The sequence below is a fragment of the Nocardia albiluteola genome (assembly GCF_018860155.1).
Lineage (GTDB): Bacteria > Actinomycetota > Actinomycetes > Mycobacteriales > Mycobacteriaceae > Nocardia > Nocardia albiluteola.
Genome location: NZ_JAHKNI010000025.1, coordinates 58,815 through 71,661 on the forward strand (window position 1 = coordinate 58,815; position 12,847 = coordinate 71,661).

General features: G+C 65.4%; 13 protein-coding genes. 8 read left to right on the forward strand and 5 right to left on the reverse strand.

The window, feature by feature from the left end; genetic code table 11:
* The first annotated feature begins 220 nt into the window (after nt 1–220).
* From KO481_RS40465 to KO481_RS40495, 7 genes are read left to right on the forward strand one after another with little or no spacing between them, the layout of a single operon-like run.
* A complete protein-coding gene (locus KO481_RS40465) occupies nt 221–487 on the forward strand; it encodes a nickel-binding protein (protein ID WP_215923864.1) in 267 nt (88 codons plus the stop codon).
* A 1-nt stretch (nt 488) separates the two neighbouring features.
* The gene (locus KO481_RS40470; RefSeq protein WP_215923865.1) at nt 489–1,493 is read left to right on the forward strand and encodes a TAXI family TRAP transporter solute-binding subunit; all 1,005 of its coding nucleotides are present in this window, start codon (nt 489–491) and stop codon (nt 1,491–1,493) included.
* A gap of 6 nt (nt 1,494–1,499) precedes the next feature.
* Nucleotides 1,500–2,489, forward strand: a complete 990-nt coding sequence (locus KO481_RS40475) for an NAD(P)/FAD-dependent oxidoreductase (protein WP_215923866.1) — start codon at nt 1,500–1,502, stop codon at nt 2,487–2,489.
* A gap of 13 nt (nt 2,490–2,502) precedes the next feature.
* Entirely contained in the window at nt 2,503–2,835 is a 333-nt protein-coding gene (locus tag KO481_RS40480) for a ferredoxin family protein (RefSeq protein WP_215923867.1), read from the forward strand.
* A gap of 44 nt (nt 2,836–2,879) precedes the next feature.
* The gene (locus KO481_RS40485) at nt 2,880–3,569 is read left to right on the forward strand and encodes a class II aldolase/adducin family protein (RefSeq protein ID WP_215923868.1); all 690 of its coding nucleotides are present in this window, start codon (nt 2,880–2,882) and stop codon (nt 3,567–3,569) included.
* A 1-nt stretch (nt 3,570) separates the two neighbouring features.
* Nucleotides 3,571–4,128, forward strand: coding sequence for a maleylpyruvate isomerase N-terminal domain-containing protein (locus KO481_RS40490; protein ID WP_215923869.1), 558 nt, complete (start codon nt 3,571–3,573; stop codon nt 4,126–4,128).
* Nucleotides 4,125–4,346 carry a hypothetical protein gene (locus KO481_RS40495; protein ID WP_215923870.1) on the forward strand — a complete coding sequence of 74 codons (222 nt, stop codon included), beginning with the start codon at nt 4,125–4,127 and terminating at the stop codon, nt 4,344–4,346. Before KO481_RS40490 ends, KO481_RS40495 begins: the two co-directional genes overlap by 4 nt.
* Nucleotides 4,347–4,381: 35 nt before the next feature.
* Here KO481_RS40495 and KO481_RS40500 read toward each other — a convergent pair whose 3' ends face one another.
* The 5 genes from KO481_RS40500 to KO481_RS40520 form a co-directional block, all read right to left on the reverse strand.
* Nucleotides 4,382–7,792 (reverse strand): serine/threonine-protein kinase, encoded by a 3,411-nt coding sequence (locus KO481_RS40500; RefSeq protein WP_245402214.1) that lies wholly within the window; start codon nt 7,790–7,792, stop codon nt 4,382–4,384.
* 83 nt (nt 7,793–7,875) lie between these two features.
* Nucleotides 7,876–8,592, reverse strand: a complete 717-nt coding sequence (locus KO481_RS40505; protein ID WP_215923872.1) for a maleylpyruvate isomerase family mycothiol-dependent enzyme — start codon at nt 8,590–8,592, stop codon at nt 7,876–7,878.
* 11 nt (nt 8,593–8,603) lie between these two features.
* Nucleotides 8,604–9,440, reverse strand: a complete 837-nt coding sequence (locus KO481_RS40510) for a fumarylacetoacetate hydrolase family protein (protein ID WP_215923873.1) — start codon at nt 9,438–9,440, stop codon at nt 8,604–8,606.
* A 6-nt stretch (nt 9,441–9,446) separates the two neighbouring features.
* A complete protein-coding gene (locus tag KO481_RS40515; protein WP_215923874.1) occupies nt 9,447–10,529 on the reverse strand; it encodes a cupin domain-containing protein in 1,083 nt (360 codons plus the stop codon).
* Nucleotides 10,530–10,643: 114 nt separating this feature from the next.
* A complete protein-coding gene (locus KO481_RS40520; RefSeq protein ID WP_215923909.1) occupies nt 10,644–11,459 on the reverse strand; it encodes an IclR family transcriptional regulator in 816 nt (271 codons plus the stop codon).
* Between the two features lie 49 nt (nt 11,460–11,508).
* Here KO481_RS40520 and KO481_RS40525 point away from each other — a divergent pair, with 49 nt between their 5' ends.
* Complete coding sequence (locus KO481_RS40525; RefSeq protein WP_215923875.1) at nt 11,509–12,711, forward strand: FAD-dependent oxidoreductase; 1,203 nt, start codon at nt 11,509–11,511, stop codon at nt 12,709–12,711.
* Nucleotides 12,712–12,847 lie beyond the last annotated feature (136 nt).

The following is a 12,847-nucleotide window of genomic DNA, read 5'->3' on the forward strand; positions in this document are numbered from 1 at the left end:
CGCGGAACAGTGTGCTCATGGGCCCGAAACCTCCCCACACCGCCGAGACGGGCCGCACATCCGCTTGACAAACCCCAAATTTCGGCGTCTCACCTGCAAGGTCACGTCTCGGGCAGGATGCGGCCGGGACTTGATCTGTGACACGCATCATGGCATCATTCGGAACACTGTTCCTCAGAATGAAACATTGTTGAACACTCTCCCCTCTCGAAGGAAAACCATGTCCTTGTTCTTGAGCACCCACCAGTCACCCGGCCTCTCCGAGGAAGAGGTCGCGGCTTACGGCCCCGAAGTGGCCAAGGGGGTACATGCCACGTTCCGGCACCTGTTCGCCAACAGCGACTCCGGCTACATCGTCACCGTCTATGAAGCCGACTCCGAGGACGCCGTACGCCAGGAGTTCGAACGCGTCGGCTTCCCGGTCGACGAGATCACCGAGATCGACATCGAATTCGATGCGGCCCAGCTGAACCAGGCGACCGCCTGACATGGCCACGCAACTCGAGCCCACGCTCGACCGGCCGATCCAGCTGCAGTTCCGCGGCGACTGGGGTCAGGCCAACATGCACCGTATCTGCGGGTGGATCGCCCAGGAGCTCGGCGACCGTTGCCCCGAGGGATCCCGCTTCGGGATCTGGTCGGGCCGCGGTGGAACCGATCAGCTGGACGCCCTACAGGCCGGTGAGGTCGACATCACGATCGTCACACCGACGCCCGCCGTGCGCGCGCTCTATGACGGCAAGGTATCCATCGGCGGCCGGTCGGCCCAGCCCAATCTCCGAGCACTGGGAGTGATCGGACAGGCCGACCGGCTCGTGGTCGCTGTCGACGCCGAACTTCCGGTCCGGTCGGTGTCGGAGCTCGCGGCGATCGCCGACCAGCTCGTCATCGCCACCTCACAAGATGACGGTGTCAATCTCATCGGATGGGCGGCCCACCACGGTTTGCGGCTCGCCGACGCGGATCCGGACTCGCTACGAGCCGGCGGAGCCCGGTTCTTCTACTCCGAGCGCCCGTTTCCCGCAATCCACCAATTCGCCACGGGTAAGGCGAACGTCCTCATCCATGAGGCGATCAATACGCCGGCTTGGCAGCGCATCGCCAACGCGCGCCCAGTGCGCTATCTCGATTGGGGCACAAAGGTATTCGACGGCTTTGCGGCGGTCGGCTGGCCTGCGGCAGAGGTGGCCGCAGGATATCTGCCCGGTTTGGAACAACCGCTGCAGACGCTCAACTTCGCGGATTTCGCGATCATATGCCGCGACGACCTTCCCGACGACATCGCCTATCTCGCGACGTGGTGCATGGTCAAAACGCGGCGGGCGCTCGAGTCGCAGTACGCCCACTTCCCGCCCGACCACTCGCCCGTCACGTATCCGCTCGACCCCGCGGCAATGGCCGATACTCCGATTCCGCTGCACCCAGCCGCGGCTCGGGCCTATGCCGACCTGGCCGACGATACCGGCGACGACCACATTCTCATCTGGAGTTGATCGGGAATGCTCGACACAGACCTGTTGATCATCGGTGGCGGTCCCGTCGGCCTGTATGCCTGCTATTACGCGGGCATGCGCGGCCTGTCCGTCACCGTGGTCGACAGCCTTCCCCACCTGGGGGGACAAACCGCAGCCCTGTATCCCGAGAAGGACATCTATGACATCGCAGGGTTCCCGGCGGTCACCGGTCGCGAACTCGTGGCCCGGCTCACCGAGCAGGCCATGACCGCCGACCCCACCGTCGTTCTCCGTGCGGAAGCACTGCGGTTGGCGGACATGCCCGACAACGGATTCCTCGTCACCACGACCAACGAGAACAGCATCCGCGCCCGCGCGATCCTGCTCACCGCGGGCATCGGCCGCTTCACACCGCGGCCGCTCCCGGCCCTCGACGGCTACACCGGCGCCGGCATCGAGCACGTCCTCGACGCACCCCACACCTACGCCGATCGGGATGTGGTCATCGTGGGCGGCGGGGACAGCGCGGTGGATTGGGCCAACGCACTCGCGCCGCATTCGCGGTCGGTCACCGTCGTGCACCGCCGGGCGCGGTTCCGCGCACACGAAAGCTCCGTCGCCGCACTGCGATCCGGTGCGGCCCGCGTGCTGATCAACAGCGAGATCAGCCAGGTCCACGGAGCCACGGCGCTCGAAGCGGTCACCGTCCGCGATTGCACCTCCGGCGCCTCCGAACGTATCCCCGCGACCCTGCTGGTACCGGCCCTCGGCCATATCGCATCTCTCGGCGGTCTCACCTCGTGGGGAGTCGAGTTCCTCGGAAAGCAGATCCCGGTCGACACGGATATGGCCACCAGCCGCCCCGGCGTCTACGCCGCGGGCGACATCACCACTTACCCCGGCAAGGTGGCGCTCATTGCCGTGGGATTCGGCGAAGCCGCAACGGCCGTGAACAACATCGCGGTGGCGTTGCATCCGGACGAGCAACTGTTCCCTGGTCACTCCAGCGAGAAGCTGCCCGAGCCGGCGCAGTGAAAGGACAGCCCCCATGGCCTATGTAATCAATGAAAAGTGCATCAATGAGCTCGACGGCTCCTGCGTCGATGTGTGTCCCGTCGACTGCATCTACGAGGGCTTGACGAAGCGCTACATCAACCCGAACGAATGCATCGAGTGCGCGGCGTGCCTGACCGAGTGCCCGGTCTCGGCGATCATGGCGCCCAAAGACATCACAGACCCGACGTGGCGAGATGACAACGCGGCGTTCTTTGCGGTGCCCCTACCGGGCCGCGACGAAGCGCTCGGCGATCCAGGTGGGTCCATTGGCATCGGCCCCATCGGCGTGGATACCCCCCTGGCCGCTTCGCTCGCTGACGGGTAGCGCAGCACAATCCGAAACCGCTACAGCAGAAAGGACTCTCATCGATGAGCGTTGTCGAGGATGTTGTTCATGCCAGCCGTGCCCTCGCGACCGCAGGCCTGTCCGATATGGTCTGGGGCCATGCCTCGGTCCGTGACCCGGACGGCAAAGGAGCCTGGATGAAGGCATCCGGGTTCGGATTCGAAGAAATCGATGCGGGCCGCGTCGTACTGGTTTCACACAACGGTGACGTGCTCGCCGGCACCGGTAAGCGGCATCTGGAATTTCCGATCCACACCGAGATCCTGGCTCGGCGCACGGATGTCGGTGCGGTTGTGCATACCCATGCGCCCGCGCTCAGCGCCTTCTCGTCGCTGCAGCGCGATCTGTTGCCGATTTCCCATGACGCCGTGCCGTTCGCCCACCCACAGCTGCCCCGGTTCACGGTCACCGGCGCGTTGATCGCGACCCGAGATCTGGGCCGGGCCCTGGCCGAGGAACTCGGTGATGCCAACGGCATTCTCATGCCGCACCATGGGGCGGTGACCGTCGGCCCGGATATCGCAACCGCCGTCATGTACGCCGTGCTCCTCGAACGCGCCTGCCGCACACAGCTTCTCGCTGACGCAGCCGGGGGCCCGCAAACCGCTTCCGATGCCGCGGAGACCCGCTTCAAACGCGAACAGATCTGGAATCCGGGCCAGCTGAACATCGGCTGGGAGTATCTTGTGCGCCGCAGCGGCACCGAGGCCTGAGATGACCGCGGACCATCACAGACTGCGCGAGGCGATCACGGAAGAACTGGATCGAATCGACCGGATAGCCGCGCAACTCTGGGACGGCGACTGCGATTTCACCGCCGACAGCGGCCATCCGGGCTGGTCGTTCGGCCACGTCGCCGCCCACATTGCCAGGGGTAGCGACTTCTTGGCCGGGGTGCTGCTCACCCTGTCCAGCGGTTCCGACGAGCTGCGGAACAACGCACTCGAGCGGTCGGACGAAATCGACCGGGAGGCCACCCGTCCCGGCGCGGTCATCATCACCGACTTCGAACAGGCGGCTCACCGATTCGCGCACAGTATCGACACCGTGCCGGAAGACCGCTGGTCCAGCACCCGGGTCGCGACCGGCCGCATTTCGGCATCGGTCGAAGACATCATCGAAATATGGCTCCAGGAAATGCGCATCCACGTTCCCGCATTGACACTCGGCCACGAACAAGACAGCCGGGCACCCCGGAGCCAGTGCCTGATCACCGACTTCCTACCCGAGACCGCGCACCCACCGCGGCCAGCGGGCGGCGATCGCCCATGACCGCCGCGGGATGGTTCCCATCCGAAGGTGATGTCCACGTACGGATCTGGCTGGCCGGCGTGGTCTTCGACTACACGGCCGCCGCGGCGGCAGTTCGGAACCTGATCGATGATTGGATGCGAAAGCGTTGGTGCACACTCGAATTCCTGCAATCGACCATGGATGACTGTCGGCTGCTGCCGCGCCTGCCGTGCGAACAATTGTTCCTCGGACCGTGACCGGTAGCGCCGAACAACCTCATGCCCCGCAACAACTAGCCCGCCGATACCGTGGTCAGAAAGGCCTGGGGAATTCTCGGCCACGCATCGTGCCAGTGCCCCGTGCGGAGATCGGTTTCGAGAGCGCGGATCAGTGCTGTGATCGCAGGGCCTTCATCGCGTAGCGGGCGGATCAGACCGATTTCGGCGCAGGTGGCCAGCGCCGGGATGAGCGTGTCCTTGGCCTCGTCGGTTCGGCCCGCGGCAGCGCGGCATGCTGCGAGCAGTAGTTGTGCGTGCAGCGCGGCCCGCGGTCGCTGTACGGCGTCGATGGATGCCCGCAAGGCCGCGGCGCGGGTGCAGGCGGTGGCCAGCTGGGCGCGTGTCCCGTCGTTGAGCAGCAGGCGGATTTCGGAATCCTCGTTCAATTCGGCGGTCAGCGTTGCGATGCCGTCGTCGCCCTCGGCGGGTGTTTCGGCGATCGTGATCGGGAGTCCGAGCCGGATCTGTTCGTTGGCGATGCGTGCGGCCAGCCGCGGGAGGGCGAGAGTCCGCGCGATGCGGGCACTCTCGTCCAGGAGTTTCATCGCCGCATCGAGATCGCCGTGCACGGCTTTGATCCGGGCGCCGGTGGCGTACACGGCCATGATGAATTCGACCAAACCTCCCTCGATGACGTGTTCGCGCACTTCATCCAGTAGTTGCTCGGCCGCACCGAGTTCGTCGCGTTCGTAAAGCAGGTCACCGAGCAGTGCCCCAGCCAGCCGTGCCACGTAGGACCGCTCGCTGGACGCCTGCAGAGCGGTGCGGAAGCTGCGTTCAGCAGCGTCGATATCGAGTTGTTCGCGCGCGGCGAGGCCGGCCAGGCAGTGGCTGTACATCAGTCCGTATGTTCCGCCGATCTGCTGGTTGTAGGGCGCGGCCCAGTCGAGCCAGGTCCGCGCTCGGTCGAACTCGAACCGGTAGATCGCCAGAATCGCCGCAACGCCCGACGCCGCGGACAGTGCCCACGGGGAAAGGGTGTCGGTGCGGGCAAGGCAATCGGCGACCGTCTGGTCCGCGCCTGCTACCCGGTCGGCCAGTGCGCGGGCGAAGGCTGCGATGAGGGCTGCCTCGGCCGCGATGTCGGAATCAGCGCCGTGGACCGCACCTCCCAGCGCGGTGCGCACCAGCCGCAGCGTCGTATTCATCTCGGCGGGTTGGCGCAGCATCATCTGTGCCCAAGCAAGGGCGACCAGGAGCCGCGGGCGGGTCGCGAGCCCAGCTGGTGGAAGTTTGCCGACCAGTCCGAGCAACGTGGCGAACCGGGCGTGCTGGACATAATCCATCGCATGCGTCTCGACGAGCTCGACGGCCTGCTCCTCGTCACCGGCGGCGAGGGCATGATCGATTGCCTCGCTGAGCATCCCGTGCTCACCGAACCACGCGGCGGCGGCACGATGCAGTGCCTGCACCCGCTCCGGGTGGTCGCGTGCCAGACGTTGCCGCAGGAACTGTGCGAAGAGATGAGAGTAGCGGAACCATTCGCCGGACTCGTCGATTCGACGCAGGAAAAGATCACGCCGTTCGATGTCCTCCACCAGGGCTTGCCCGTGCCGTCGCCCGGTCAGCGCGCTGGTCAGATCCCCACAGATACGTTCGGGCAGTGAGGTTTCCAGTAGCACATCGAGAAGCGTGGGATCCACTGCATTCAGGACGTTTTCGGCCAGGTATGCGGCGATGGTGTGGTGCCGTCCCGACATGTGACTGATCAATTCGGCCGGATCATGATGTCCGCGCAGTGACAGCGATGCCAATTGCAACGCGGCGGCCCACCCTTCGGTGCGGTCGCGCAACCCGGTGACCTCGTCGCCGGACAACGGCAGCCCGCCCACCTCGACCAGGAACGAGTTCGCTTCCGTGTCATCGAAACGCAATGCGGCGGAATCAATTTCGACAAGTTCGTCGCGAACACGCAAGGTAGCCATCGGCAATCCCGCCGATGACCTACTGGTGACGACGATCTGCAAATGGTGGCAGCCGTTCTCCAGCAGGAACCGCAGGGCCCCGCCGGCGGCGGTGTCGGTGACCCGATGCCAATCGTCGATGACGACCGCCACCCGTTCACCGTGCTCATGGATCGTGTTGATCAGTGTGGTGAGGACATACCGCGTGGCCGGCTCGCCCTGCTCCTCTAGGACTTGATGCAACGACGGTGCCAGGGCTGGGCGGACGCGGTGAATGGCCTCGATGAGGTGCGTCAGGAACCACACGAGATTGTTGTCGTCGTGGTCGGCATTGAGCCACGCGACGGCGACGTCCTGTTCCTCGGACAGGTATGTTGCCCATTGGGCCGCCAGGGTGCTCTTGCCGAACCCGGCCGGGGCGTGGATCACGGTCAGCCGAGGCCGGGCTCCTGCCCGTAAAGCGTCGATCAACCTGCCACGATGCACCAGCGCCCGGCCCGATATCACCGGCCGGTACTTGGTCTCGGGACTCGGAGGCGCACTCGAATGCCGCACCGACGGTGACCAGTCGCTCCGAATCGCTGATGAGCCGGTGGTCTGGTGCGAGTTGGCCACGTGGTCATCGGCGGCGATCATGGGCAACGTCATGTCCTGCACCGCCACGCCGCTATGGCGCTGGATATCACGCAACAATTCACCAAACGCCGCGGCCGAACGCGGGCGGTCGGCCGGGTCGCGCGCCATGCTGGCCTCGATGGCGGCGCACATATCGGAGGAAAAGCCGTCGGGCCGCAGGTCCGGCACCGGGGCGTCGGCGATCCGCACGAACTGCGCTACCAATTGCTCGCCCGATCGGCGCTCGAAGGCGGCATGACCGGTGATCATGCAGAACAGCGTTGCGCCGAGCCCATACACGTCCGAAGCCACCGACGGGCTACCCGATCGCAAGACCTCGGGAGCGGTGAACGCCGGCGAACCGGTCACCACGCCGGCGGTGGTCTCGAAACCGCCCTCGATCCGTGCGATCCCGAAGTCGGTGAGCTGTGGCTCACCGTAGTCGGTCAGCAGCACGTTGCCCGGTTTGATGTCGCGATGAAGGATCCCGGCCCGGTGCGCGGTCTCCAGGGCGCCGGCGAGTTTGATCGCGGTCCCGATCGCCTCCTCGACGGGCAGGCAACCCTCCTTGCGGATGCGGGCCTCGAGCGAGCCGTGGGAATGATAGGGCATCATCAGGTACGGCAGCCCGCTGCGAGTGGTCCCGACCTGCAGGATCTGCACGATGTTCGGGTGGCCCGACAGCGTGCCCATAGCCTGCTGCTCGCGCACGAACCGCTCGACGTTCTCCGGTTCCTGACCCGAGGTCGCAGTCAGCACCTTGACCGCGACACGGCGATTCAACGCCCGCTGCCGACACCGGTACACCACACCGAAACCGCCTCGGCCCACCACGTGCGGATCATCGAGGCCGGTGCCCGCCAAATCCTTTTCGATATCGGGGGGCCGGTCGCGTTGGGTTGCCATCGGGTCCGAGTCGGCCATGGTCTTGCCCTGTCTCAGGCGTCCGCGGTGCTGCCGCGCTGAGTTACCAGTTTAGGTCGGCTGCATCACAGCCAAGCCGGCGCGGCTTCGTCTCCCTTGATTTCGACGCCTATCGCCCCGCGGCCGGTGGCCCAGCGCACCACCGCGGCCTGGGACCCCGACACCCGGGTGCTGTTCGGCTCGGACTCCTGGATCTCGATCGGCGGGCGGCCGTCGACGCACAGGGACACACCCGCGCCACGATCCCGGGCGCGCCACATGGCTACGACATCGGCCAATACACCGTCGAGCACGATGTCGGGGAAGTCGGCGAAACGACCACCGTTGCCGAGGTCCACGGCATGGATCCACACCTCACGGGCGCGCATCCAGGATGTCTCGGAGGCAGGAACGGTACGTCCCTGGGCGGTCCGCACCAGCGAGCGCCACGCACTCTCGGGCAGGTTCCTCCAGCGCTCGGCGAGCCGAGCGGTGGTGTGCGTGAAGAGGTTTCGAATCGCCGCTGCAGGCAACGTTGCGCCCTCGTGGATTTCCCGCCCGCGCTGCTCGGGCGATTCGTACATCGGCGTTTCGACACCACTTGCCGCCCAGTCCAGCAGGCGGCACAGCGCGGCCGCGTTGTAACCGACGTGGGCGACCAGGTGCCGCCGGGTCCACCCCGGCAGCAACGTGTCACCGTCGAGTTCGTCGTCGGTGAGTTCGGCGAGACGCCGTGCGAAGTATGCCGTTCCGCGGTGCGCGATCAGCAGTCGCTCGGGCAACGGTCGTGCGGCGAAATCCATTCCCGGCATCCCTACTTGACGATGGTCTTGTTCCGGACCGACCCGATTCCCTCGACAGTGACTTCGATCGTCTCGCCGTCCTGGATATAGCGAGCCGGCTTCCGGGCATGTCCGACTCCGCCGGTCGTACCGGTGCAGATCACGTCACCGGGCTGCAAGGTCACGATCTGGGAGATGTAGTGGACCAGCCGCGCCGGCCCGAAGACCAGGTCGTCGGTTGTCGCTGATTGCATCAACTCCCCGTCCAGTCGCGCCTCGATCCTGGTGCCAGGGACATAGTCGGTGTCCAGCACCGGTCCGAATCCCGTGGCCTTCTCGAACCATTTGCCTTGATCCCACTGGATCGACCGGAACTGGTAGTCGCGCATCGTGTAGTCGTTGACGACGGAGTAGCCGGCGATGCAGTCCGGCGCCTCGTCCTCGGATACCTGCCTCGCGCACTTGCCGATGATCACTGCCAGCTCGGCTTCCCAGTCGAGAGCCCCAGCGGCGTAGGCCGGAATCACCACATCGTCGTACGGCCCGGTGAGCGATTCCGCGAATTTCGCGAACAACGTCGGATATTCGGGCTTCTCCCGGCCCATTTCAGCGATGTGCGAGGCGTAGTTCAACCCGACGCAGATGACCTTGCCCGGCCGTGGCACCACCGGCCCGTAATCCGCAGTGGCGAGATCGATCGTCTTTCCGCTGCCCTGCCCACCATCTGCGGCTGCAGCGATGGACTTCCACTCGGGATGGACGAGCAGAGCCGACAGATCTCGGTAGCCGTCGATCACCGTCGCCGTCCATTCGTTATCGACGCGGACGGCGACGGTGGTTCCTTGCAGCCGGAGAGTTGCCAATTTCATCGGGAATCATGCTCCTTCGACGGTCAGCGAGCGGGACAGATGCAGGCGCTCCATGATGGGAGCGTCCGAGAACACGAAAAGGTCCAGCCGGGACTCGGATTCGATCGACAGCGAAGTCCACGACGGGACCGTGATCAGATCGCCCTTGTGTACCGTGTGCACTTCGCCTCCGAGATGGAAACGCGCGGTGCCTTCGAAAACCTGGTACACGGCCGAACCGACATCCCGGCGGGTGCGCGTCCGTGTCCCCTCCCGCAACCGGTGGAACTCTGCGCGCATGGTCGGCATCACGTCACCGCCATGTGTCGGATTGATGTAGCGGACGGCCGCATGGCCGGGCTCGACGGTGGCCGGATATCCCTCGTCTTCGAGCGCGAGCTGCTCGGTGAGAGCGCGGTCCGTATGCTCCCACCGGTACGCGGCGACAGGCGAACTCGCTGTGGCGTCGAGTCCCACCAGCGGCCGCAGCCCCGGATGCGACCAGAGTCGCTCCGAACGCGAAATGTCGGGAGTGGCGTCATCGGTGACGGCGTCCGAGCCGAATTCGAAGAAGCCGGTGTCGACGGCGCGGGCAAACGGGATGTCGAGTCCGTCGAGCCAGGCCATGGGCTGATCGGTTTCATTGTGATGACCATGGAAGTGCCAGCCCGGAGTGAGCAGGAAATCGCCCCGACGCATGGCGACCGGATCGCCGTTGACCACGGTCCACACACCTTCGCCCTCGAGGACGAACCGAAATGCGTTCTGGCTGTGGCGATGTTCGGGTGCGACTTCCTTCGGCCCCAAGTACTGAATCGCCGCCCACAGCGTCGGGGTCGCGTACGGAAGGCCCCCCAGTCCGGGGTTGGCCAACGCAATCGCCCGGCGCTCCCCGCCACGGCCTACCGGTACCAGGTCGCCGGCCCGGGCCGCTAGTGGGTACAGCTTCGACCAGCGCCATACGAACGGCATCGCCTTCGAAGTGGGCACCATCGGCATCAGGTCACCAAGTTGCGTCCACAGCGGGTTGAGGTGCTCCTGCGCGAAATCGATATAAAGCCGTTCGAGCTCGAGGTCCTTCCAGTCCGAAGACTGCTCAGCCGCGGTCATGTCTGCAGAACTCCTTGCCATCGAGCGGCAACAGCCGCACAAAACACCCCGTGCGGCTACGTTATCCGCGGCGATGACCCGCCCGGCAGAGCATTCTTCTCTCCAGAAAAGTATTCAGACCTCGATATCGCCGACGTCCGCCTCGATACCCCGAACGGTGCTCTGCATCTGTGCGATGAGGGGCCCACGCAGATGTTGTTGGTAGCGCACAACCGGGATCGATACCGAGATGGCACCGAGCGCGTCCCCGGCGCGATTGCGAATGGACATACCGAAGGCGGCGATGCCCATTTCCGTCTGCTGCAGGTTGATCGCGAAGCCGGCCTGCCGGCAACCGGCGAGCTCACGAACGAAGGTTTCGAACTGCTCCGGCGGCATCGTCCGGTCTCCCGGAGCCGAGTCCTGCTCGGGCCAGTCGGGGGAACGAAGATACAGCTGAGCCAGCCTGTCTTCGCGCAGCTCGGCGAGCAGTATCCTGCCGCCGGCCGTGCGTTCGGCATCGAGCACTTGCCCCTGCCGGTCGCCGACCCGCAGCATCTCGCTCGATTCGGCCGACAACAGGAATCGCACCTGCGTCCCGACCCGGATCACCAGGTTGACCGTCTCGCCACACCGGCTTGCGAGCGCTTCCATGTGGGGGCGCGACAGCTCGGTGAACTCCCGGGTCCAACCTCGTCGCGTGGGACCGGCGCCCATCGCCGGTCCGGGGTGATATCGCCGAGCCTCATCCTGGATAGCGAATCCGCGGTACAGCAGCATCGCGAAGAGGCGGTGCGCCGTCGACGGTGCAACACCCAGTTCGGTCGCGGCCTGACTCAATCGCACCGCCCCCACGTCGCGCAGCAACTGCACGAGTCGCAATGCGTTATCGACCGATTCCAGCATGTAAGCGGGCTTTTCGATCATCGGTCGATGACTCGATTTCTGCATAGTGGAATTATATTGTCCCGGAACATTCGCCCCAACGAGGGTTGACGATGTGGACAGGACGGATCTGAACAACGCACACATTGTCGTCGTCGGCGGCGGTATCGGGGGCGTCGCGGCCGCGCTCGCACTCGCCACGAAGGGCGCCGAGGTCACACTCCTCGAGCAGGCGCCGGAGTTCGGCGAGGTCGGTGCCGGTCTACAGATCGGACCACACGGATCGCGAATCCTGTCGAAATGGGGTTTGCTGGAACCGGCCCTCGCCATGGGCGTACAGCCGAAGAACCTCGTGTTCCGTGACGCATTGACCGCCGAGATGCTCACCACGATCGATCTGGGCGATGCCTTCCAAGCGCACTACCACGGGCCGTACTTCGTCATCCACCGCAGCGATCTGCACCGCCTGCTCGTCGACTCCGCGCGGAGCGCCGGGGCACATCTCGTCACCGGCGTCACCGTGCTGTCGGCGGTGACCGACGGTGACCGTGCCATCGTCACCAGCGTCGACGGACGGACCTGGCAGGCGGACGTCGTCCTCGGCATGGACGGGCTGAAATCCACACTGCGTCAACATATTTCCGACGACGATCCCGTACCGTCCGGCTACGTCGCCTACCGCGGCACCTTCCCCGTCGATCAGGTGGACGTCGCCTACGATCCCGACGATGTCGTCGGCTATATCGGGCCCGGCTGCCATTTCATCCAGTACCCGTTGCGCGGCGGCACCATGCTGAACCAGGTGGCCGTCTTCGAATCCCCCGGCTTCACCCGCGGAGCTGCGGAGTGGGGCGGTCCCGATGAACTGGCGGACGCCTACGCGCACTGCCATCAGAACGTGCGGGACGGCATCGAGCAGCTGTGGACAGACCGCTGGTGGCCGATGTACGACCGCGAACCGATCGACAATTGGGTGGACGGGCGGCTCATCCTGCTCGGTGACGCCGCACACCCGCCTCTGCAATACTTGGCCTCCGGCGCGGTGATGGCCATCGAGGACGCGGACTATATAGCGGAGTACGCCGCACGGCGCTACCCGGACCTCGGCACCGAGGGGTGGCCCGTCATCCTCGCCGAGGTCAACAAGCATCGAGCACCCCGCTGCAATCGGATCCTCACCACCGGACGAATGTGGGGCGAGCTGTGGCACTTCGGCGGAACCGCACGACTCGTCCGCAACGAGCTGTTCCAAACAAGGGACACAACCAGTTACAAGTACACCGACTGGCTCTGGGCGTACTCCCCCACCTATGCCTGATCCCGGATGGCACGACGATCAGTACCGGTCAGGCTTGCGCGGCGAGGTTCTCCGCGCAGGCAGCCAGTAGCGCGGACAGCGCACGCTCGGCATCGGATCCCATATCGCCGAGCATCTTTCGTTCGACCGCGGTCAC